Raw genomic sequence first — 21,733 nt, forward strand, 5'->3', positions numbered from 1 at the left:
TTCATCTGAAGCGCGGGGGGCGGATCAGGCCGCGAACAGCGCCTTCATCTTCTTCAGCGCGTTGGCTTCGACCTGGCGGATGCGCTCGGCCGAGACGCCGTACTCGTCGGCCAGTTCCTGCAGCGTCACCTTGTTCTCGTCGTCCAGCCAGCGGCGGGCGATGATGTCGCGCGAGCGGGCGTCGAGCGTGGCCAGACCTTCGCGCAGCAGGCTGAGCTGGTTATCTTCGCTGTCGTTGCGCTCGTAGGCCTGGGCCGGATCCTCGTCGCGGGCGACGAGATAGGCGACCGGCGCCGGCGGCGCGTTGTCGTCGTCCTCGCCTGCCGGCGCGTCGAAGCCGATGTCGCGACCGGACAGGCGCGATTCCATCTCCAGCACTTCGCGCTCGGACACGTTGAGATCGGCGGCGACCGCCTTGACCTCGCTCGCGTTGAGCCAGCCCAGACGGGTCTTGGACTTGCGCAGGTTGAAGAACAGCTTGCGCTGCGCCTTGGTCGTGGCGACCTTCACGATGCGCCAGTTCTTGAGGATGAACTCGTGCATCTCGGCACGGATCCAGTGCACCGCGAAGCTGACCAGGCGCACGCCCACATCGGGGTCGAAGCGCTTGACCGCCTTCATCAGGCCGATGTTGCCTTCCTGGATCAGATCGCCCAGCGGCAGGCCGTAGCCGTTGTAGCCGCGGGCCACGTGCACGACGAAACGCAGGTGCGAATGCACCAGCTCGCGCGCGGCGTCGAGGTCCTCGTCGTCGCGATAACGTTGCGCCAGTGCCTGCTCTTCCTCGACCGTCAGCACCGGAATCTGGTGCACGGCACCGATGTAGGCATCCAGCGACCCCAAGGGATTGAGGGTCGGCAGGCTGTTGGGAACCAGGGCGTGGGACATGGTCTGCGTGCTCATGGGGAGGGATGTTAGCAGTCGATCTATAGGACTGCTAAGACGCGCGGGAGTTCCCGAGAATTCCATTCATGGAACAGACGTAATGAATCGACCGACTCGAAACCGCGGATGTGTCTATTCAGAAATTCGATTCTGGTATCTGAAAATCCACCCGACGCATGATGCGGCCGCTCACGTCACCGGTCCCTGAAGACCCGATGTCTTGGGTCTGACGCGTCGGGATTCCTTCAGGAACCCGGGCGTGCCGGGGCGCGACGCGGCGTCGCCTCGCCTTCGCGCAACAGTTCGAACTCGGCCAGCGACAGCGGCGCCCCGGACTGCAGGCGCAGGCGGTACTCGCGGTAGGCCGCCGGCCGGGCGATCCGGAACGGCCGCAGCTGGCGGGCCCACTGGAAGGACTCGTCCGTGCGCCGGTCCAGCTCGACCCAGTCACCGTCGGCGCCGGTCCGCCCCTCCAGCGTCCAGCCCAGCGCGGCCTGTGGCGCGTCGCCGACAGTCAGCGTGTAGAAGCCCGCATCGAGTGGCGCGTCGAACGCGAACTGCAGGCAGGCGTCCGCCGCAAGCGATTCGGCGGTGGTGGCATCGTCGTCGAGCATCGCCGGTCCCAATGCGCCGCCGTCGCAGGTGCGCGCCGTGGCCCGGCCGGTCTGGTCACGCAGTTGCACGGGTATGCGCCCCGCCGCGGTCAGCGATGGCGGCAGGGCCGCCTCACCGCTGGCCCACTGCGCGGGCGACGGGCCCATCGTGAATTCCAGCGTCGCGCCGTCGGCGATGTCGGCGTGGCGCAGCCAGGCGTTGTTCCAAGGCTGGCCGTCGATGGTCAGCGACTGCACGTAAACGTTCTCCGGCCCATTGCCGTGGGCGATCACCGTCAGCGTGCGGCCGTTGTCGAGTCGCACCTCGGCGCGCTCGAAGGCCGGCGAGCCGATCACGTACTCGTCGCTGCCCATGCGCAGCGGGTACAGCCCGAGCATCGCGAACAGATACCAGGCCGACATCTCGCCGTTGTCCTCGTCGCCCGGATAGCCCTGGCCGATGTCGCTGCCGAGGTACAGCCGCTGCATCACCTCGCGCGTAATGGCCTGGGTCTTCCACGGTTCGCCGGCGAACACGTACATCCACGGAATGTGATGCGCGGGCTGGTTGCTGTGCGCGTACATGCCCAAGCGCACGTCGCGCGCCTCGGTCATCTCGTGGATCACGCGCTTGTAGCTGCCGGCGAAACGCGCTTCGGCGGTTTCGGGCGTCGCGAAAAATTCGTCCAGTCGCGCGGCAAGTGCGTCGCGGCCGCCATACAGCGTGGCGAGGCCGGCGCCGTCGTGGGCCGCGGTGAACGCGAACGTCCACGCGTTCGCTTCGGTGTAGTCGCCGCCCCAGATCCGCGGGTCGAAACCGGCCGCTGGTTCGCGCCAGGTGCCGTCGGCCTTGCGGCCCCGGAAGTGCCGCGTCTGCGCATCGAACAGATTCGCGTAGGACGCGGCGCGCGCCCGGAAATACGCGGCCTCGTCGCGATAGCGCTGCGCGCGTGCGGCGTCCCGACTCGCGTCGGCCAGCGCTTCGCCCATGCTGGCGATACCGAAATCGTTGAGCGCGCCTTCCAGCGTCCACGACAGGCCCTCGTGCACACCGGTGTCGGCGAAGCCCCGGTACATCGAGGTGGCCAGACCCTTGCGCCCGACATTCGACACCGGCGGCACCACGGTCGCGTTGCGCAGCGCGGCCTCGTAGGCCTCCTCGCCGTCGAAACCGCGCACGCCCTTGCGCCACGCGTCGGCGAAGGCGACATCGGAACTGGTGCCGACCATCAGATCGGCATAGCCGGGCGAAGACCAGCGCGCGACCCATCCACCGTCGCGGTACTGCTGCAGGAAACCGTCGATCATCTCGCCGGCGCGTTCGGGTGCGAACAGCGTGTAGGCCGGCCACGTGGTGCGGAAGGTGTCCCAGAATCCGTTGTTGACGTAGACCTTGCCGGGGCGGACCGCCGCCGAAGTGCGCATCGCATCGCCCCCGCTGTTGTCGCCCGACCAGCTGTTCTGGTCGGCATGCCGCCAGTCGGGTCGCGCCACGGTGTCAAGATTTTCGTGGGCGACGTTGGGATACAGGAACAGGCGGTAGAGACTGGAATACACCGTGGTCAGCGCGTCTTCGCTGGCGCCCTGCACCTGCACGCGATCGAGCAGCGCGCTCCACGCGGCATCCGCGCGGTCGCGCACCGCATCGAAACCGGCATCGCCGATCTCCAGCGCCAGATTGCGCCTGGCCTGCTCCACCGACACCAGCGAGGTCGCGATGCGCATGCGCACTTCGCCACCGGATGCGAACTTGACGTAACCGGTGGGACGCCCGGTCTCGATCATGCCGCTGCCGGTCCACGGCTGGTCGAAGCGCGCATAGACGAACATGCGGGTCGCGCCGTTCGACAGGCGGCTGCGTGTGTCGGTGTAGCCGCTGAGCGTCTGCGAGGCCGCATCCAGCGTCAGCCCGCCGCGCGCATCGACGTTGTCGAACAGCAGGTTCGCGTCTCCGCCTTCGGGAAAGCGGAAGCGGAACAGCGCCGCGCGTTCGGTCGGCGTCAACTCGGCGCGGATGCCGTTGTCGAAGGTCACGCCGTAGAGATGCGGCCTGGCGGTTTCGTCCTCGCGCGAGAACGACAGCGCGCGACGCTCGTGATCCGCCTCGGGCACGCCGCGCGCCATCGACGGCATGATCTGGAAGGTCTGGCGGTCGCCCATCCACGGGCTGGGCTGGTGGCTGATCGACAGCGCCTGCAGGCGCGGGCGATTGTCCGCGCCGTTGTGCTCGCTCCAGCGGTACAGCCAGGACAGCGTGCCGGCATCGGTGACCGGCACCCAGAAGTTGAAGCCGTGCGGCATCGCCGTCGCGGGGATGTTGTTGCCGCGCGAGAAGGTGCCGTTGGACTGGGTGCCGCGCGTCGTCGACACGTAGTCGATGGGGCGACGCGCGGCCTGCGCAGGCACCGACTCGATGACGATGTCGTCGATCCAGCCCACGGCCCGCGCGCCGTTCACCGGCACGACCTCGAGTTCGACGGCGACGATGCGCCGCCCCTGCAGCGCGGGCACGTCATCGAAGGCGACCGACTTGCGCGCCCACTGCTGCGGATACAGCGTCTTCGAGGCCGCCTGCGCCGCTGCGCCGAGCGCGCTGCCGTGCCGGTCGCGCAACGGCAGCGCGGACAGGCGACGTCCATCGTCGAGCACCACGTCCAGCGATACGCCGGTGGACGCGACCGTGTCCGCGTCGACGATCTCCGGCAACACCAGCCACGACAGCTGCGTGCCGGGACCGACCAGCACATCCACCTCGAACAACCGCCTGCGCCCGCCTGCGCTTTCCGCTTCGTAACGCAAGGCACGCAGGCCGCTGTAGCCGACGTTCGCCTTGGCCGCATAGGGCTGCGCGGGACCGGCACCGATGTCGACACGCACGGCCTCGCCAGCGGAGGCCGCGGGTGCCGGTTGACCGGGCTCGAATGACGTCGCGAAGCCCGGCACCTGCGTCGCGGCGTGCAGGGAACCGCTCGCCAACAACAACGCGAGGAGGCACCCGTCACCACATCGCGGCTGCGTCGCGGAACGTCGGGACACTACGGGCTCTCGCATTGCAAACATCCTCGGAGATCGATCGACGGCCGCGCGTGGCCTGTCCGGCATCCTACCGGCGGCTGGATGTGCGCATGGAATCCACCTTCCGGGTCCGGAGATCATGCAGGCCCATGGTGTGATCGTCTCCGTTGCGCGCCCATCACGGCGCGCGCGTCAACGCGATCTCACACCCAGCGTGCGCTGCGACGCACCGCGTCGCGCGCGGTCGCCAGCACGTCCGCGTCGCTGACGATACGCGCGCGCCGGTCCAGCGTGCACACGAGGCCGGCCTCCAGCAGTGCGGCATGGGCGGCGCGCAACTCGACGCTGGCCTCCAGCGCCAAGAGCCCTTCGGCGGCGACGGCTTCGAGCAGCAGCGGCGTCGCGCGTGGGGCGAGCAGCGACGGGCGCGTCGCCGCTTCGCGCAGCACCAGGTACTGCAGCAGGAATTCCAGATCGACCAGCCCGCCCTCGCCCTGCTTGAGGTCGAAGCGGTCGCCGCCACTGCGGTCGAGCTCGGCGCGCATGCGTCGGCGCATCGACAACACGTCCTCGTGCAGCCTGTCGGGATCGCGCGGCACCGACAACGTGTCGCGGCGCACGTCCTCGAATGCGGCGGCCATGCCGTCGTCGCCGGCGACGAAGCGCGCGCGCACCAGCGCCTGGTGTTCCCAGGTCCACGCACGTTCGCGCTGGTACTCGGCGTAACTCGCCAGCGAGGACACCAGCAGGCCCTTGCCGCCATCGGGGCGCAGGCGCACATCGACGTCGTAGAGCCGGCCACCGCCGGTCACCGTGCCCAGCAGCGCGACGATCTTCTGGCCCAGGCGCGCCGCCCAGCGCTGCGCGTCGAGCGGCCGTGCACCGGTGGACTGCGCGTCGGCGGGCGCGTCGTAGAGGAACACCAGATCGAGATCGGACCCGAAGCCGAGCTCTTCGCCGCCGAGACTGCCGTAACCGATCACCGCGAACCGCGCATCCGGCAACGCGCCGTGTTGCGATTCGAGATCGCGCATCGCCAGCGCGAGCACGGTGTCGACGACGGCATCGGCCAGCCACGCGAGCTGGCGCGTCGCGTCCTGCCCGGATTGGCGGCCATCCAGCGTCGCCAGCGCGATGCGGAAGCTCAGCTGCTGCCGGGTCTCGTTGAGATCGAGCAGCGCCGCCTCGAGATCGGGCTGCTGCAACGCGCGTGCGCAGGCATTTGCCATGTCGCCGCGCTGCGGCAGCGGGCCTTCGATGCGCATGTCCAGCAATTCGTCGAGCAGCAACGGATGCGCGGCCAGTCGCTCGGCGAGGAACGCGCTGCGCGTGACCACGTCGACCAGCCGCGCGAGCGCTGCGGGACGCTCGTCGAGCAGCGCCAGGTAACTCGCGCGCCGCAGGATGTTGTGCAGCAGTGCCAGCAGACGCCGGATCGCCTGCGTCGGCCGGTCCGCGGGTGCGGAGGCCTGCAGCAGCACCGGCATCAGGCGGTCGAGCCGCGCGCGCGCGGCGTCGGACAGATCGCGCACGCTGGGCGAGCGCGCGAAATCGCGCAGCGCGGCATCGACCTCGGTGCTTTCGGCAAACCCGGCCACGGCGAGTACCGCACCCTCGCCGCCGTCCGGCAACGCGCGCCAGTAGCCGGCGAGGTCGTCGTCGACCGCGTCGCTGCGCTGCTGGCTGCGGACCGCGAACAGCGCATCGAACTCCGCCGCCACCGCCGCGCGCTGCACCCGCAGCGCCGCCACGAGTGCATCCCAGCTGTCGTGCCCAAGCCCACGCGCGATGCGCAGGCGATCGAGCGGATCGGCCGGCAGTACATGCGTCTGCGCGTCGCGCAGCATCTGCAGGCGATTCTCGAGCCGGCGCAGGAAGCGGTAAGCGTGCTGCAGCAGCGTCCGCGTGTCGGCGTCGAGCTGGCCATGCGCATGCAGGGCGTCGAGGGCCGGCAGCAGGCGCCGGTCGCGCAGCGCCGGCTCGCGACCGCCGCGGATCAGTTGCAGGGCCTGGGTGAGGAATTCGACCTCGCGGATGCCGCCATCGCCGCGCTTGATGTCGTCCGACAGTTCCTTGCGCGCGACTTCGGCCGCGATCATCGCCTTCATCTGCCGCAGGCCGTCGAGCGCGCCGTAGTCGAGATAGCGGCGATAGACGAAGGGCCGCAGCTGCACCAGAAAACGCTCGCCGGCCGCGATGTCACCGGCCACCGGGCGCGCCTTCTGCCAGGCGTAGCGCTCCCAGTCGCGGCCTTCGTGCTGGAAGTACTGCTCCATCGCCGCGAAGCTCAGCGCGATGCGCCCGGCGCTGCCGAAGGGCCGCAGCCGCAGGTCGACGCGGTGGCTGAAGCCGTCGGCGGTGGTTTCGTCGAGTAGCTTCGCCAGCTGCTGGCCCAGCCGGGTGAAGTAGTCCTCCGCCGCGAGCGCGCGTGCGCCGTCGCTCTCGCCCGCCGCTGCGAACCCGTAGATCAGGTCGATGTCGGAGCTGAAATTGAGTTCGCCGCCACCGAGCTTGCCCAGCCCGAACACGACCAGCCGCACCGCGTTGCCGTCCACGTCGCGGACACGGCCATAGCGCTGCGCGAACTCGGCCTCCAGCGCATCGAGCGCGAGCGTCAGACACGACTCGGCCAGCGCAGTCGCGCCGGCGAGCGTCGCATCGACATCGTCGACGCCGAGCACATCGCGCCAGACCAGCCGCGCCGAGCATGCGGTGCGATAGCGACGCAGCAGGGCCGGCCATTCGCCGCGATTGTCCGCGGTCAGCACCGGCGGCGCGATTCCGTCGGCCGCGTCGTCGGCCAGCAGCTGCGCGAGCACCGCGGGCTGCCGCTGCAGCACGTCGAGCGCGAAATCGCTGGCCAGTGCCACCGGGCGGATGCGTGCGTGCGCGTCGGCGTTCTGCACGTCGTCGGGCAGGCGCTTCAGCAGGCGGTCGAGATGGGCGTCGAGGTCGGGCGGCAAGGTGTCGTCAGGCATCGGTCGATTGTCGCCCGGATGCAGCGCGTCCGACGCGGACGCCCGGAACGCGGGACCAAAAACGCGGGACATAAAAAAGCCCGCAGCCGGTAAACCGGTTGCGGGCTTTGCTCCCTCCCCCACGTCGGGTGCAGAGCGATAGTGAAAGAGTCGTTACCGCTTTGCACGCTGCGGTGCAAAACGATACCGGCCGGTTCAAAAACCTAGCGCATTCAGGGTCTTGGGTCGCGCCGGAGATCGCGCAGAATCTCGCGCGCGGCATTGCGGCCCGGCAGGCCGGTAACACCGCCGCCGGGATGCGTGCCCGAGCCGCACAGATACAGACCGTCGAGCGCGCCGCGATACCGGCCCTGCCCCAGCAACGGCCGCGCGCTGAACAGCTGGTCGACGCCCAGGGCGCCGTGGAAGATGTCGCCGCCGACGAGACCGAGCCGACGCTCGAGATCGAGCGGCGTCAGCGCGTCGTAGCCCAGCACGCTGCGCGCGAAGTTCGGCGCCTGCGCGTCCAAGGTGTCGATCATCAACTGCGCGACGGTCTCGCGATGCGCGTCCCAGCCGCCGTCGGCCGCGTCGATGACCGGGTTGACGTGCTGGCAGAACAGGCTGGCGACATGCTGGCCGGGCGGCGCGAGGCTGTCATCGAGCGTGGAGGAGATCACCAGCTCCACGACCGGTGCGCGCGCCCAGCCGGGATTGTGTTCGCGCGATTTCGCGTCGAAGTACGCGCGCTCGAAATAGCCCAGCGAATCGCCGATCAGGATGCCGCTCTGATGGTGCGGCTGCAGCGTGGTGCCCGGGGCTGCGCGGAAATCCGGCAGCTCCGACAGCGCGACGTTCATGCGGAAGGTGCCCGAGCCGCAGCGATACCGGCGGATGCGGCTCGACGTGTCCTCGTCGAGATGCGCCGGCGCAATCAGACGCGTGTACAGCAGCTTCGGATTGAGGTTGGAAGCGACGACGCCCGCGCGCAGTTCACGGCCATCGGTCAACGCGACGCCGACCGCGCGACCGTCCTCGACCAGCACCTGCGCGACCTCCGCACCGGTGTCGATCACGACGCCGCGCGCGCGGCACTCGGTCGCGATCGCCTCGCTGATCGCGCCCATGCCGCCGATCGCGTGGCCCCAGACGCCGCTCTTGCCGTTGACCTCGCCGAACACGTGATGCAGCAGCACGTAGGCCGAGCCCGGCGTGTAGGGACTGGCGAAATTGCCGACGATCGAATCCCAGCCCAGCGCGGCTTTCAGCGGTTCGCATTCGAACCAGTCGTCGAGCAATTCGCCGGCGGATTTGGAGAACAGGTCCAGCAGATCGCGGCGGCCGCGCATGTCCAGGGACTTGAGCTGTCTGGCCACCGTCAGCGAACCGAGCCAGTCGGCGAGGACGAACCGGTCGCTGACGTTCGGTGGTGTCTGGTGCATCAGCGCGCGCAGCACGACGACAATGCGATCGAGCATCGCGTAGTAGTCGGGCAGCCGCGCGGCATCGCGTGGCGACCAGCGCGCAAGTTCGGCCAGGCCATCGGGACCACCGAGCCGGAACGCACGGCCGTCGGGCAACGGCAGGAAGTTCGAGTACGGCCGCTCGACCACGCGCAGGCCGTGCGCGGCCAGACGCAGATCGGCGATCACCTGCGAATTGAGCAGGCTGACGGTGTAGCTGGCCAGCGAATTGCGGAAGCCGGGATGGAATTCCTCGGTGACCGCGGCGCCGCCGACGATGCCGCGGCGCTCGAGCACGCGCACGCGCAGGCCGGCGCCGGCGAGATACGCCGCGCAGACGAGCCCGTTGTGGCCGCCGCCAACGATCAGCACATCGCAGTCGTCGCGGCGTGGGCTCATGCGTGCCGCGCCAGCGTGGACTGCACGAGGTCCGCCAGCGTCGATGCCGCCTGCGGCCGACCGAGCGCCGCCGCCGCGCGTGCGGCGTCGGGAAGCACGGTCGGAGAACTGAAGGCATCGGCAAGCAGCGCCGACAGATGCGCCGGCGTGAGCTCGGGTTCTGGCAGGCACCAGCCCACGCCCGCTGCGGCCAGCGTCTCGGCATTGCGACGCTGCTCGTCGCGCGAACCGCCCTGCGGAATCGGCACGAGGATCGCCGGCCGGCCCACGGTCAGCAGATCGGCGGCGGTCGTCGCGCCGGCGCGGGTGATGACCAGATGCGCATCGCGCAGGCGCGCGCCCATGTCGTCGAAGAACGGCCGCACGGTCGCGTCGATGCCGCCGGCCTGCAGCGCGGTCTCGACACTGGCCACGCCCTCGCCCTTCATCTGCAGCGACACCTGCAGGCGGTGGCGGATCGACTCGGGCAGTTGCAGCAACGCCGGCGGTACGAATTCGCCGAACACGCGCGCGCTCTGGCTGCCGCCGACGATCAGCACGCGCAGCGGCGCGTTCGAAGCGAGCGCCGGATAGTCGCCGCGCGCGTCGAGGATCGCCTGGCGCACCGGATTGCCGGTGTCGACGATACGCGCGGCGTCGAAGCCATGGAGCCCCGCGGTGCCTGGGAACGATGTCGCCACGCCGTCGGCGAAGCGCAGCAGTTTGCGGTTGGCCATGCTCAGGCGCGCACCCTGCTCGTGCAGCAGCAGCGGCAACCCGCGGCTTTTGGCCGCCAACGCCGGCGCGAAACTCGGATAGCCGCCGAAGCCGACCAGCAGACGCACGTCGCGTCGGCGCATGTCGGCCCGCGCCTGCGCGGTGGCGCGCAGGATGGTCAGGCCCGCGGCGAGCTTGCCGGACAGTCCACCTTCGAGACTGCGCGCCGGCAGCACCACGTGATCGAGCCCGGACAGCGCCTGCGTGTAGGCCGCGCCGCGGCGCTCGGTGTAGATCACCACCCCGTGCCCGCGCCGTTGCAGTTCGCGCGCCAGCGCTTCGGCCGGAAACAGATGGCCGCCGGTGCCACCGGCGGCGCAGGCGATGGTGGGGCGCGATGCGGGAGACACGTGCGACATGGACGACCTGCGAGAACGACAGCGCACGACTATAGCCACAGCGCCGGTCGCCTTCACCCGCGCCGGGCCCTGCGGTTCAGTCGTCGAGCGCGCGCGTCATGAAGGTGCTGAAGGGATCGTCGACGTAGTCGCCGAACGGGCCGCAGGGCACGAAGCCGTGCCGGGCATAGAGCGCGTGCGCCGGTGCGAACGCCGCGGCGGTCCCGGTCTCCAGGCTCAGGCGCCGCAGACCACGCGCACGCGCGGTCGCCATCAGGTGCGCGAGCAATGCCGCGGCGACGCCCTGCCGCAGGTGCGCGGGGTGGGTGCGCATGGACTTCAGTTCGCCGTGCCCGTCGCCCCCGTCGCGCAGTGCGCCGCAGCCGGCCAGCGCGCCGTCGCGCCACGCGCTGAAGAACAGCATGCCCGGCGCCTGCAGCCCGGACAGGTCGAGCGCGTGGATGCTTCCGGCCGGTGAATGCAGGGCCATGTCGTCCAGATGCGCCTGCAGCAGCGCGATGACCGCGGGATCATCGAGACCGCCTGCGCGGATCTCTAGCGCCGGCGGCTGCGCCGCCCCCTGCATCCACGCAAGCTTGCGTGCGCGCGGCTGGCGCTTGAGCTGGTACTCGGCGCGCGAGGCGCTGGCCCGATCGGGATAGTCGCGACTGGCGAGGATGCGCAGCGGCGGATTGCCCCGCGTGTACTTCGCGCCGCGGCCTGCCGCGTGTGCCTTGAACCGCGCGTCGAGATCATTGGTGATGCCGGCGTACCAGCTGCCGTTGCGGCATTCGAGCAGGTAGAGGTGCCAGAGCGACGGTGCGGTCATCGCACCGATTATCCATACGTGCGCGGCGCTGTCAGCGGTCGAGTCGATCGAAGGAGAACAGCGCCGCCAGCGGATGTTTGCGCCGCTCGATCAGCGCCCGCAGCAGACCCGCGCCCAGCATCGAATAGGTGATGCCGTTGCCGCCGTAGGCCATCGCGAAATGCACGCGCGTGCCGGTCGCGGCATGCGGGCCGAAGAACGGCAGGCCGTCGTCGGTTTCGGCGAAGGTGCCGGCCCAGGAGAACGTGGGCGTCAGGTCGAGATCCGGGCGGATCTTCGCGATCTGTTTCATCAGCACGCGTGCCTTCTTCTCCACCCGCGCGTCGCGTCGCGCGGGCACGTCGACATCGTCGTCCTCGCCGCCGATCAGCAGGCGCCGGTCGCCGGTGGTACGCATGTAGAGATAGGGCCGCGCGGTTTCCCAGACGAGGATGTGGGTGAGCGGACCCAGCTCGGCTTCGGAGATCGGATCGGTGACGAAGGCATAGCTGCTGCGGTTACGCGCGACCTGCCTGGGCAGCCAGTGCTGGCTGGCATAGCCCGCGGCGATCACGACGTGGCGGGCGCGGATGCGCGCGCCGTTGCCGGTCGTCGCGACGACATCCCGCGGACGCGCATCGAGCCGCAGGATCGCGGTGCGGTCGAACACCTGCGCGCCGCGTTTCACCAGTCGCGCGAGCAGCTGTGACGCGAAGCGGTAGGGATCGACCTGCGCGGCCTGCTTGCTGCGCAGCGCAGCAGGCGCGTCGATCAGGTATTCGGCCTTCAGCGGTTCCGATTCCAGATACTCGATGTCGAAGCCGTGGCGTCGACGCGCCTCGTATTCCTCGCGCAGGCTGGCGACGTCGCGCTTGCGGCTGGCGTAGTACAGGCTGTCGGCGCGTTCGAAATCCACATCGCGCAGGCCGCGCGCCACCTCGCCCAGCAGGTCGATCGATTCTCCGCAGGCGCGATACGCGAGCGCGGCATCGTCCTCGCCGTAACGCTTGGTCAGATCCACCAGATGGGTGTCGATCTCGTACTGCAGCAGCGCAGTGCTCGCGGCCGTGCTGCCCCAGGCGATGTCGCGCTGCTCGACGACGACGACCGAATGTCCGTGCGTAGCGAGTTCGTCGGCGATCAACGCGCCGGTGATGCCGCCGCCGACGACCAGCACGTCGCAGGCCACGTCCGCTTCGAGCCGCGGGAATGCGTGCATCAGACCGTTGCGCACGGCCCAGAAGGGATAACCGCTCTTGAGGTCCATGCATGCGCATCGATGGGAGGTGCTGCAGTCTGGACGCGCGCGCGTGAACACGTCGCTGACGGCGTCCGACGACAGCCGCGGCCGGCGCCCGCTAGACTGCGCGCCCCTGCCCCACCCGTGCCACGATGTCCGTCGTTCCAGCCCCCGCCTCCACCGCCCCGCCGTCCACCGAGTGGGACGTCATCGTGCTGGGCGCCGGCGCGGCCGGCCTGATGGCGGCGATCGCCGCCGGCCAGCGCGGCCGCCGCGTGCTGGTGCTCGACCACGCGAACAAGGTCGGCAAGAAGATCCTGATGTCGGGCGGCGGCCACTGCAATTTCACCAATACCGGCACGTCGCCGGCGCAGTACCTGTCGAACAACCCGCACTTCGCCAAGTCCGCGCTTGCGCGCTATCTGCCGCAGGATTTCATCGATCTGGTCGACCGCCACGGCATCGCCTGGCACGAGAAGGAGCTGGGCCAGCTGTTCTGCGATGGATCGTCGAAACAGATCGTGCAGCTGCTGCTCGACGAAGCCGACGCCGTCGGCGTCAAGGTGCGCACGCACTGCAGGGTCGAACTGCCGCGCAAGGTCGACGGCGGTTTCCTGCTGGCGACCTCGGCAGGCCGCGTGCACTGCGCGTCGCTGGTAGTCGCCACCGGCGGGCTGTCGATTCCGACGATGGGCGCGACCGGCTTCGGCTACGAGATCGCCACCGCATCCGGTCATTCGCTGGTGCCGACCCGCGCCGGTCTCGTGCCGCTGACGCTCAGCGGCAAGCACCAGGAACGGCTGGCGGAACTGTCGGGCGTGGCACTCGACGTCGAGGCTGGCTGCAACGGCGCGTTCTTCCGCAACCGCATGCTGGTCACCCACCGCGGCATCAGTGGGCCGGCGATCCTGCAGATCTCGTCCTACTGGCAGCCCGGCGACGATCTGCGGCTGGACCTGCTGCCCGGCCGCGACGCGCTGGCCTGGCTGCAGGCGCAGCAGGCCGAGCGTCCCGGCACCGAGCTGAAGAACGTGCTGGCCGAACTGATGCCGCGCCGCTTCGCGCAGCGTCTGTGCGAGGTCTGGCTGCCGAACCGGCCGATGAAGCAGTACACCCCGCCGCAGCTGCAGGACACCGCCGCCCTGCTGCAGGCCTGGCCCCTGGTCGCCAGCGGCACCGAAGGCTATCGCACCGCCGAGGTCACGCTGGGCGGCGTGGACACCGCCGAGGTGTCCTCGCGCACGCTCGAATCGAAGCGCGTGCCCGGGCTGTACTTCGTCGGCGAGGTGCTCGACGTCACCGGCTGGCTCGGCGGCTACAACTTCCAGTGGGCGTGGGCGTCGGGGATGGCGGCCGGCAGCGTCGCCTGAAACTTACTCCTTGGGAGCGCGCTTGCGCTCAGGCCGCCCGCGACGCCATCTTCGCGCGCCGCGTGCGCACCGCGTCGGCAAGACGATCGAGCGTACGCACCGTCGTCGCCCAGTCGATGCAGCCGTCGGTGATGCTCTGCCCGTAGACCAGCGGCACGCCCGGCGCGAGCGCCTGCTTGCCCGCGACCAGATGGCTCTCGATCATCGCGCCGACGATGCGGTCTTCGCCGCCTTCGATCTGCCGTGCGATGTCCTCGATCACCGTCGGCTGGTTGTCCGGATTCTTGCCGCTGTTGGCGTGGCTGGCGTCGATCATCAGCGCCGCGCGCAGACCCTGCGCCTGCAGCACGCCCGCGGCGGCGTCGACGTGCGTGGGGTCGTAGTTCGGCGCCGCGCCGCCGCGCAGGATCACGTGGCAATCGGGATTGCCGGCCGTGGTCGCGATCGCGCAACGTCCGTCCTTGCCGACCGCCAGGAAATGATGCGGATGCGAGGCCGCGCCGACCGCGTCGACCGCGATGCGCACGTCGCCGCCCGTGCCGTTCTTGAAACCGACCGGGCACGACAGGCCCGAGGCCATCTCGCGATGCACCTGGCTCTCGGTCGTGCGCGCACCGATCGCGCCCCAGGCGACCAGATCGGCGAGGTACTGCGGGCTGATGATGTCGAGGAACTCCACGCCTGCCGGCAGGCCCAGCGCGTTGATCTCACGCAGCAGCCCGCGCGCCAGGCGCAGGCCCTTGTCGATGCGGAAGCTGCCGTCGAGATCGGGGTCGTTGATCAGGCCCTTCCAGCCGATCGTCGTGCGCGGCTTCTCGAAGTAGACGCGCATCACCAGCTCCAGCGCGTCGCCGTGCGTGTCGCGCAACGCACGCAGCCTTTGCGCGTAGTCCATCGCCGCGACCGGGTCGTGGATCGAGCATGGACCGACCACGACGATCATCCGGTCGTCCTCGCCGTGGAGAATCGCGTGGCAGGCACTGCGCGCGTCGGCGACGGTGGCCGACATCGCATCGCTGCAGGGCAGTTCGGCGAGCAGTGTGGCGGGCGGGGTCAGCGGCGTGAGGTCACGGATGCGCAGGTCGTCGGTGTGCGGGGGCATGGTCGATCTCGAAAACGGGGAGGCGAAAACGAAACAAGCCGCCAGGGTCGCTGGCGGCTTGTCGGGTGTGCGTGCGGCCTGGGATCAGGGCGCGCGCGGACCGTCCGCCGCCGGTGGCGTCGGAAACGCATACCAGTAGAAGAACGTGGCGTGGCGGGCGGTCATGGCGCCCTTGATAGCACGGCATGTCGTGGCGCGCGACGGTTGCAGGCGCGACCATCGCCGCGGGCACTCACTCGGGCAACAGCGGCGGGCGCGATTCGTACCAGTTGCGGGCGCCGGCGATGTGCAGCTTGCGATCGCCGCCCTGCAGTTCGACGCCCATGCCGAGCACGCCCCAGCGCGCGTACAGATCGCCGTCGGGCGTGCCGTCGCTGATGCGCAGGCGCGCCTGCAGATCGATCCGGTCATTGCTGGCCTGCACGCGATCGAACACCAGCTCGCGTTCGCGGAGGCGCAACTGCCCGGTCGCGTGCGCCTCGCCCGAGTCGATCAGGTCGCCGATCCAGCGCGGAAACACGCTGCGTTCGGCGAACAGGCCCAGCAACACGCTGACATCGCGCATGTCCAGGCGACCGCGTCCCGTGACCTCGAACGGCTGGCCCCACGTCAGCGTGCCGTCCTCAAGCGCCATCTGCGCCCACCACGGTGCATCGCCGCTCTCGGCCCCGTCCAGGCGCACGCCGTCGAGCTGCAACGCGAGCGCATCGATGACGTAGCGCCGACCGACCTTCTGCATCCGCGTCAGCCGGCTGTCGAGATCGACATCGCCCGACAGCCGCGACGGGCCCAGCGCGACGCGCACGCCCTGTCCGCGCACGCGCATGTGGCCACTGACCATCTCGCCGGCGTTGTCGAGCCGGATGTCGCCGCTTGCATGACCGCTGCCCCCGAGCAGGCGCGCACTGTCGCCCGGCAGATAGCGGTTGTACGTGCGCAGGTCCGGCACTTCGGCATCGGCAAAGCGCAGGTGCGCATCGAGGCGTTCGTGGAATTCGGCCAGTGCACCGGTGGAGGCGAGATCGAGCCGCAGGTCGCGGCCGCGCAGGTCGATCCGCTTGGGCGCGGACTCCGGCGCGAGCGTGAAGCGGTCCATGACGATCGCGATCGTCGTGCGCGGCGAGGCCGCATCGCCCTGCATGCGCATGCGGGCGTGGGCCTGACCGCTGAACCGGTTGTCGAGCACGCGCGCCGCCAGCGCGGCATCGTCGATGTCGATGCGGCTGCCGGGCTGCAGCGCGCCATCGGCCAGGCGCACGTCCGCGTCGAGGTCGGCGCGCCCGTTGAAGGCCAGCCAGTCGACGTCGTCGAGGATCACGTCGATCCAGCGCAACGGCACGTCCGGCCAGCGCGTTTCGACGGTGCCGCCCAGCGCGCGCAGCGGCCGCAGCCAGTCGTCGGGACCAAGCCGTCGATCGGCGACGCGCAGGTCGGCACGCAGGTGCGGCGTGCCCGATCCCGGCGGCGGCACGCGCGCCGCGACGTGAATCGCATCGCGCGTGGTGCGCAGTGCGACGCCGAGCGGATGCCGCAGGGGCGCGCCTTCGCGCGTGCTCGAGAACACCGGCGCCGACCAGTCGAGCCGGCTGCCGGGCATCAGCACGCCGCGTTCGAGCGTCAGGTCGGCCCGCAGGCGCCCGACGAAACCGGCCGCGCCGATCGGCAGCGGGTCGTCGTCGCGGGCGACGAGATCGATGCCGGGCGCCGGGCCATCGACGCGCATGTGCGCATCGAGCAGCACGAGTTTCTCCTCGCCCTGCGCCTGCTCGCGGATGTGCGCGGGAATCGCGATCTCGAACTCCAGCAGCCCGTCGCGCAGCAGCGGCACGTCGGCGACCTGCAGGGTCGCGTCGGGCATGTGCAGCGTCGACCGGCCGACTTCCATCGCGCCGCCCTGCAGCGTCTTCTCGAAGACGAAGCGCGCCTCGCCGTGGCCGGTCACGCGGGTGTCGTAGAAATCCAGACGCAGCAGGCTGGGGGTGGTGATCGCATCGAAGCGCAGCGTCCATGGCGTCTTGCCCGGCCGTACGGTCGAGGGCAGATCCTGCGTGGTGCGCGCCACGTGCACAGACACGTCATGCGCGCGGATCGTGCCGAACGCGACCTCGCGCCACAGCAGCGGCAGCAGCTTGATGCGCCCGTTCGCCCGCGGGCTGGCGATCGTCCAGCGATTGGTGCGGGCGTGCCCGCCCATGACGATCCCGCGCGCGTGGATGTGCCCGGGATACAGGCTCATCGCCCAGTCCCAGCGCGCGTGATAGCGCTCGGGCTTGCCGTTGATCACGCCCGCGCCGAACGCGCTGTTGAGAAACACGTTCGCCGCGATCAGGTACAGGACGTACAGCGCGGCCAGCACGAGACCCGCACGCCGCAGTTCCTTGCGGTGCGCACGCCACCACGGAACAGGGGAAGTCGTCGGCATGGCGACAGCTTCACCGAAGGCCGGTGACGGCCGCCTGCACGCGTGCGCTCAGGCGCGGGTGAAGAACATCAGATAGACGAAGCGCGCGTCGTCCATCGTACTGCCGAAGGCCTCGCCGGCGCTGTGCCACATCCAGGGGCGCAGCAGTACGAGGCGGTTGAATCGCATCGGGACGCGCATCGTCATTTCCCACTTCGACGCGTCATTGCTGTCGCGTGCGATCAGCTCGCTCTGGACCTGCGCAAAGCTCTCCAGTCCCATCGACGCGAGTTCGGCCGCATTGGTCGGCGCGTGATCGGTCCCGGTCGGCAGATGGCGGTAGAACTCGGTGCCGCCGCTGCAATCCTGCGGCCGGCTCAGGTAGAGAATGCCCGACCATTCGACCGGGCCGTCGATATGCACCCGGCCCAGGCCCACGTCGTTGGCACGCGTAATACGGAACTTGGCGTGCGAGTGCTGCGGCTCGATCGGCCGCAGCGGTTCGCCGACCAGATGCGAGATCGCCTGGGGCAAGCCTGGAATCTGGATGCGCTGCTGCGAGTTGCGCCCGGGGAAGTTGCCCTGCAGATCGGGATACTCCAACCGTAGACCCGCCTCTCGCAGCGCCCACGCGTCGCGTTCGCCGAGAAAATCGTCGATGACCATCAGGGATGTGCGCATCGCGAAAGCCTAACGACGCGACAGCGCAGCCTCAAGAACGCCGCACCGTGATGCGCCCGGACGCAGTCTCAATCCCGCACGATGCGCGACACGCGCCAGCCGCCGTGGCTGCGGAAGCGGCCGCTGTTGCCGGTCAGCGTGTAGCGCATGCCGACCCAGACCGCGACCGGCCATGCACAGTCCCACGACCGCGCCTTGTCCGTCGCCTTGCGGAAGTCGGACAGCCGCCCGCGCTCTGCCCGCCCGTTGCCTGCGCTTTCGCCGCGCATGCGTCCCCTGCCTGTTATCGACCACTCCTGTCTGAAGATCCGGTTCCCTCGGATGGCCGGCGCGCCTCCCCCCGCACCGACCTGACTATCTCACCATAAAAGTGATTCACGTCACACAATTAAATCCCGCAGGATTGGCCCGCAGGCCCGGAACGGGCGCAAAGAAAAACCCCGCCTCGCGGCGGGGTTTTTCGTGGAGCAGGTGACGCGGGTGGGGCTGGATCAGAAATCCATGCCGCCCATGCCGCCCATGCCACCGGCGCCCGGCATCGCCGGCTCGTCCTTCTTCGGCAGCTCGGCGACCATCGCTTCGGTCGTGATCATCAGACCGGCGATCGAGGCCGCATTCTGCAGGGCCGAACGGGTGACCTTGGTCGGGTCCAGGATGCCGAACGCGATCATGTCGCCGTACTCGCCGGTCGCGGCGTTGTAGCCGAAGTTGCCCGAACCGTCCTTGACGGCGTTGAGCACGACGCTCGGCTCTTCACCGCAGTTGGTGACGATCTCGCGCAGCGGGGCTTCCATCGCGCGCAGGGCGATCTGGATGCCGTGGTTCTGGTCTTCGTTGGCACCCTTGATCTGGCCGATGGCCTGCAGGGCACGCACCAGGGCCACGCCGCCGCCCGGGACCACGCCTTCCTCGACCGCTGCGCGCGTGGCGTGCAGGGCGTCTTCGACGCGGGCCTTCTTTTCCTTCATCTCGATTTCGGTCGACGCACCGACCTTGATCACCGCAACGCCGCCGGCCAGCTTGGCCACGCGCTCCTGCAGCTTCTCGCGGTCGTAGTCCGACGAGGTCTCTTCGATCTGCGCCTTGATCTGCTTGATGCGCGACTCGATGCCACCGGTCTCGCCGGCGCCGTCGATGATCGTGGTGTTCTCCTTGGAGACCTGCACCTTCTTGGCGCGGCCGAGGTCGGCGATGGTCGCCTTCTCGAGCGACAGGCCCACTTCCTCGGAGATCACGGTGCCGCCGGTCAGGGTGGCCATGTCTTCGAGCATCGCCTTGCGACGGTCGCCGAAGCCCGGGGCCTTGACGGCGCAGACCTTGACGATGCCGCGGATGGTGTTGACCACGAGGGTCGCCAGGGCTTCGCCCTCGACTTCCTCGGCGACGATCAGCAGCGGCTTGCCGGCCTTGGCCACGCCTTCGAGAACGGGCAGCAGGTCACGGACGTTCGAGATCTTCTTGTCGTGCAGCAGGATGAACGGGTCGTCCAGTTCGGCCGACTGGCTCTGCTGGTTGTTGACGAAGTACGGCGACAGGTAGCCGCGGTCGAACTGCATGCCCTCGACGACGTCGAGTTCGTTGTCCAGGCCCGAGCCTTCCTCGACGGTGATCACGCCTTCCTTGCCGACCTTCTTCATCGCGTCGGCGATGATGTTGCCGATCGACTCGTCCGAGTTGGCCGAGATGGTGCCGACCTGCGCGATCGCCTTGTCGTCGGCCGTCGGCTTGGACAGGTTCTTGAGCTCGGTCACGGCGGCCTTGACGGCCTGGTCGATGCCGCGCTTGAGATCCATCGGGTTCATGCCGGCGGCAACCGCCTTCGAACCTTCGCGGATGAAGGCCTGGGCCAGCACGGTTGCGGTGGTGGTGCCGTCACCGGCGTTGTCGGAGGTCTTGGACGCGACTTCCTTGACCATCTGCGCGCCCATGTTCTCGAACTTGTCGGCCAGCTCGATTTCCTTGGCGACGGAGACGCCGTCCTTTGTGATCGTCGGCGCGCCGAAGCTCTTCTCGAGCACGACGTTGCGGCCCTTCGGGCCCAGGGTCGCCTTGACGGCGTTGGCGAGCACGTTCACGCCGCGCACCATCTTGGAGCGCGCGTCTTCGCCGAAGCGGATTTCCTTTGCAGCCATTGTCTTGTTACCTCAGAAGTGGATTCGTTGGAGTGGCGGGCGAGGCCCGCCGGAGTCGATCGCAGGACGCGCGGACATGCAGTCCGCAGCGGATCAACCGACGATCGCGAGGACGTCGTCTTCCTTGATGATCTTGAACTCGACGCCTTCGGCCTTGTAGGCGCTGCCGGCGTACTGGCCGTAGATCACGATGTCGCCGACCTTGACCTTCGGCGCGCGCACGCTGCCGTTGTCGAGCGCCTTGCCCTCGCCCACGGCGACGACTTCACCCTTGGTCGGCTTTTCCTTGGCGTTGTCCGGAATCAGGATGCCGCCGGCGCTCTTTTCTTCGGCTTCGACGGGCTTGACCACGAGACGGTCGTACAGCGGCTTCAGGTTGCTCATTTCACCCTCGCTAAGTGATTGATAAAAAAGAAATCGGGCGCGGATTCTAGCACTCGCATATGACGACTGCCAGAAACCGTGGCGCACGCACCCGGCAGTGCCGGGACGGATCGGGAAATGGGCGCGGGCGCCGGGATTGCAAGGGCCGGGCGCGAAATTTTTTTGCGGCCGGAGCCGGCGGCTGTGGCTAGCGGAAGCGCCAGGTCGCCAGCAGCATCGTTTCGCCGTCGTTGGGCTGCTTGATGCTGGCATTGGAGATGTGCCGCGCCAGCAGGGCGAAGCGGTCCCAGCGCCAGCCGATCGAACTAACGAACTGCGGATTGCCCGACAGCGCGCTGGTGCGGCCGGCCTGCACGCCGACGCCGAAGCCGGCGACGAAACCGTTGTCGCGCTCGTAGCGGGCGCCGCCGTGGAACACGCCGGCGTCTTCGGACAGGTCGAAGCGCGTGTTGTCGCGCCCGCGCACGTAGACCGCACCGACGTCCCAGCGCAGCACGCCATGCTCGGTCCGGCGCCACTCCGGCAGCCAGGCCACGCTGGCGACGAGCGTGGTTTCGTTCTCGCGGGTGGCCGAGGCACCCAGGCCGATTTCGACAGGTGCCGACTGGGCGGCGGCAGGCAGGGTGGCGCAGGCCAGCAGGGCCGTGGCGATGAGGGATGTGATCGGACGCATTGAACTCGGTGGGAATCGCGACGCGATTCGGCTGGTCGAAAGGAGATCAGTAATTATACCGACCGGTTCAGTAATGCGGGTGCCTCGTTTCTCCCACCGGCGGGATGCTGCATCCGCCCTGCGGCGCGCCAGCGTGGCCGCGGCGACGTGCAGGCGCCGTGGAGGGCGGAGGGTATCGTGGGGCATGGAAAACGTCCTCACCTGTTTCAGCACCTGCCCCGATGCCGCGACCGCCGAGCGTATCGCCCGCGCCCTCGTCGACGCCCGCCTCGCCGCCTGCGTGAACCTGCTGCCGGACGTCCGCTCGGTCTATCGCTGGGACGGCGACGTGGTGGTCGACGACGAAGTGCTGCTGATGATCAAGACGACACCGGCGCAACTGCCGGCCCTGCGCGAGCGGCTGGTCGCGCTGCATCCCTACGAGACGCCCGAGCTGGTCGCGCTGCCCGTGGCCGACGGCCTGCCGGCGTATCTGCAGTGGGTTGCCGACTCGACCGGCGCGCACTGAACCTGCGTTCGGCATCGGCGCGGGCGGC

The 21,733-nt window shown here is 69.3% G+C and carries 16 protein-coding genes and 1 pseudogene; 2 read left to right on the forward strand and 15 right to left on the reverse strand.

The window, feature by feature from the left end:
• Window positions 1-24: 24 nt before the first annotated feature.
• The 8 genes and pseudogenes from rpoH to E2F49_RS08595 all read right to left on the reverse strand — a co-directional run bounded on the left by rpoH (window position 25) and on the right by E2F49_RS08595 (window position 12,481).
• Window positions 25-903, reverse strand: a complete 879-nt coding sequence (rpoH, locus tag E2F49_RS08565; protein WP_055251852.1) for an RNA polymerase sigma factor RpoH — start codon at window positions 901-903, stop codon at window positions 25-27.
• Between the two features lie 227 nt (window positions 904-1,130).
• Window positions 1,131-4,529, reverse strand: coding sequence for a GH92 family glycosyl hydrolase (locus E2F49_RS08570; RefSeq protein WP_133393527.1), 3,399 nt, complete (start codon window positions 4,527-4,529; stop codon window positions 1,131-1,133).
• A gap of 167 nt (window positions 4,530-4,696) precedes the next feature.
• Entirely contained in the window at window positions 4,697-7,471 is a 2,775-nt protein-coding gene (glnE, locus tag E2F49_RS08575) for a bifunctional [glutamate--ammonia ligase]-adenylyl-L-tyrosine phosphorylase/[glutamate--ammonia-ligase] adenylyltransferase (RefSeq protein WP_133393528.1), read from the reverse strand.
• Window positions 7,472-7,683: 212 nt separating this feature from the next.
• Window positions 7,684-9,312 (reverse strand): phytoene desaturase family protein, encoded by a 1,629-nt coding sequence (locus E2F49_RS08580; protein WP_133393529.1) that lies wholly within the window; start codon window positions 9,310-9,312, stop codon window positions 7,684-7,686.
• On the reverse strand, window positions 9,309-10,427 hold the full coding sequence (locus tag E2F49_RS08585) for a UDP-N-acetylglucosamine--N-acetylmuramyl-(pentapeptide) pyrophosphoryl-undecaprenol N-acetylglucosamine transferase (RefSeq protein WP_133393530.1): 1,119 nt from the start codon (window positions 10,425-10,427) through the stop codon (window positions 9,309-9,311). Before E2F49_RS08585 ends, E2F49_RS08580 begins: the two co-directional genes overlap by 4 nt.
• A 76-nt stretch (window positions 10,428-10,503) precedes the next feature.
• The gene (locus tag E2F49_RS08590; protein WP_425481363.1) at window positions 10,504-10,896 is read right to left on the reverse strand and encodes a GNAT family N-acetyltransferase; all 393 of its coding nucleotides are present in this window, start codon (window positions 10,894-10,896) and stop codon (window positions 10,504-10,506) included.
• 57 nt (window positions 10,897-10,953) lie between these two features.
• Window positions 10,954-11,235 (reverse strand): annotated as a pseudogene (locus E2F49_RS16555) (GIY-YIG nuclease family protein); the annotation flags it as partial.
• Between the two features lie 31 nt (window positions 11,236-11,266).
• Window positions 11,267-12,481: an NAD(P)/FAD-dependent oxidoreductase gene (locus E2F49_RS08595; RefSeq protein ID WP_133393532.1), complete on the reverse strand. Its 1,215-nt coding sequence runs from the start codon at window positions 12,479-12,481 to the stop codon at window positions 11,267-11,269.
• A gap of 125 nt (window positions 12,482-12,606) precedes the next feature.
• On the opposite strand from E2F49_RS08595, the gene E2F49_RS08600 reads away from it, so the two are divergent.
• Window positions 12,607-13,824: a BaiN/RdsA family NAD(P)/FAD-dependent oxidoreductase gene (locus E2F49_RS08600; protein ID WP_133393533.1), complete on the forward strand. Its 1,218-nt coding sequence runs from the start codon at window positions 12,607-12,609 to the stop codon at window positions 13,822-13,824.
• A gap of 28 nt (window positions 13,825-13,852) precedes the next feature.
• Here E2F49_RS08600 and E2F49_RS08605 read toward each other — a convergent pair whose 3' ends face one another.
• From E2F49_RS08605 to E2F49_RS08635, 7 genes are all read right to left on the reverse strand, one after another.
• On the reverse strand, window positions 13,853-14,926 hold the full coding sequence (locus tag E2F49_RS08605) for a 3-deoxy-7-phosphoheptulonate synthase (RefSeq protein WP_133393534.1): 1,074 nt from the start codon (window positions 14,924-14,926) through the stop codon (window positions 13,853-13,855).
• 232 nt (window positions 14,927-15,158) lie between these two features.
• Window positions 15,159-17,348: an AsmA family protein gene (locus E2F49_RS08610; RefSeq protein ID WP_133393535.1), complete on the reverse strand. Its 2,190-nt coding sequence runs from the start codon at window positions 17,346-17,348 to the stop codon at window positions 15,159-15,161.
• A 48-nt stretch (window positions 17,349-17,396) separates the two neighbouring features.
• On the reverse strand, window positions 17,397-18,008 hold the full coding sequence (locus E2F49_RS08615; protein WP_133393536.1) for a DUF6445 family protein: 612 nt from the start codon (window positions 18,006-18,008) through the stop codon (window positions 17,397-17,399).
• 68 nt (window positions 18,009-18,076) lie between these two features.
• Entirely contained in the window at window positions 18,077-18,277 is a 201-nt protein-coding gene (locus tag E2F49_RS08620) for a hypothetical protein (RefSeq protein WP_133393537.1), read from the reverse strand.
• 222 nt (window positions 18,278-18,499) lie between these two features.
• On the reverse strand, window positions 18,500-20,140 hold the full coding sequence (gene groL / locus E2F49_RS08625) for a chaperonin GroEL (RefSeq protein WP_133393538.1): 1,641 nt from the start codon (window positions 20,138-20,140) through the stop codon (window positions 18,500-18,502).
• Window positions 20,141-20,233: 93 nt separating this feature from the next.
• Entirely contained in the window at window positions 20,234-20,524 is a 291-nt protein-coding gene (locus E2F49_RS08630; RefSeq protein WP_055251830.1) for a co-chaperone GroES, read from the reverse strand.
• 187 nt (window positions 20,525-20,711) lie between these two features.
• Window positions 20,712-21,197: an acyloxyacyl hydrolase gene (locus tag E2F49_RS08635; RefSeq protein WP_165971168.1), complete on the reverse strand. Its 486-nt coding sequence runs from the start codon at window positions 21,195-21,197 to the stop codon at window positions 20,712-20,714.
• A 184-nt stretch (window positions 21,198-21,381) separates the two neighbouring features.
• Here E2F49_RS08635 and cutA point away from each other — a divergent pair, with 184 nt between their 5' ends.
• Entirely contained in the window at window positions 21,382-21,705 is a 324-nt protein-coding gene (cutA, locus tag E2F49_RS08640) for a divalent-cation tolerance protein CutA (RefSeq protein ID WP_133393540.1), read from the forward strand.
• Window positions 21,706-21,733: the final 28 nt, after the last annotated feature.

The organism is Luteimonas terrae (assembly GCF_004358165.1).
In the GTDB taxonomy this organism is placed as follows: domain Bacteria; phylum Pseudomonadota; class Gammaproteobacteria; order Xanthomonadales; family Xanthomonadaceae; genus Luteimonas; species Luteimonas terrae.

What these genes read in the sequence shown, in the direction of transcription:
- E2F49_RS08585 (WP_133393530.1), bottom strand. Translation starts at nt 10,427, where the DNA reads ATGTCGCACGTGTCTCCCGCATCGCGCCCCACCATCGCCTGCGCCGCC.
- E2F49_RS08605 (WP_133393534.1), bottom strand. Translation starts at nt 14,926, where the DNA reads ATGCCCCCGCACACCGACGACCTGCGCATCCGTGACCTCACGCCGCTG.
- E2F49_RS08595 (WP_133393532.1), bottom strand. Translation starts at nt 12,481, where the DNA reads ATGGACCTCAAGAGCGGTTATCCCTTCTGGGCCGTGCGCAACGGTCTG.
- E2F49_RS08600 (WP_133393533.1), top strand. Translation starts at nt 12,607, where the DNA reads ATGTCCGTCGTTCCAGCCCCCGCCTCCACCGCCCCGCCGTCCACCGAG.
- groL (WP_133393538.1), bottom strand. Translation starts at nt 20,140, where the DNA reads ATGGCTGCAAAGGAAATCCGCTTCGGCGAAGACGCGCGCTCCAAGATG.
- rpoH (WP_055251852.1), bottom strand. Translation starts at nt 903, where the DNA reads ATGAGCACGCAGACCATGTCCCACGCCCTGGTTCCCAACAGCCTGCCG.
- cutA (WP_133393540.1), top strand. Translation starts at nt 21,382, where the DNA reads ATGGAAAACGTCCTCACCTGTTTCAGCACCTGCCCCGATGCCGCGACC.
- E2F49_RS08615 (WP_133393536.1), bottom strand. Translation starts at nt 18,008, where the DNA reads ATGCGCACATCCCTGATGGTCATCGACGATTTTCTCGGCGAACGCGAC.
- glnE (WP_133393528.1), bottom strand. Translation starts at nt 7,471, where the DNA reads ATGCCTGACGACACCTTGCCGCCCGACCTCGACGCCCATCTCGACCGC.
- E2F49_RS08610 (WP_133393535.1), bottom strand. Translation starts at nt 17,348, where the DNA reads ATGCCGACGACTTCCCCTGTTCCGTGGTGGCGTGCGCACCGCAAGGAA.
- E2F49_RS08570 (WP_133393527.1), bottom strand. Translation starts at nt 4,529, where the DNA reads ATGCGAGAGCCCGTAGTGTCCCGACGTTCCGCGACGCAGCCGCGATGT.
- E2F49_RS08635 (WP_165971168.1), bottom strand. Translation starts at nt 21,197, where the DNA reads ATGCGTCCGATCACATCCCTCATCGCCACGGCCCTGCTGGCCTGCGCC.
- E2F49_RS08630 (WP_055251830.1), bottom strand. Translation starts at nt 20,524, where the DNA reads ATGAGCAACCTGAAGCCGCTGTACGACCGTCTCGTGGTCAAGCCCGTC.
- E2F49_RS08590 (WP_425481363.1), bottom strand. Translation starts at nt 10,896, where the DNA reads ATGGCCCTGCATTCACCGGCCGGAAGCATCCACGCGCTCGACCTGTCC.
- E2F49_RS08620 (WP_133393537.1), bottom strand. Translation starts at nt 18,277, where the DNA reads ATGCGCGGCGAAAGCGCAGGCAACGGGCGGGCAGAGCGCGGGCGGCTG.
- E2F49_RS08580 (WP_133393529.1), bottom strand. Translation starts at nt 9,312, where the DNA reads ATGAGCCCACGCCGCGACGACTGCGATGTGCTGATCGTTGGCGGCGGC.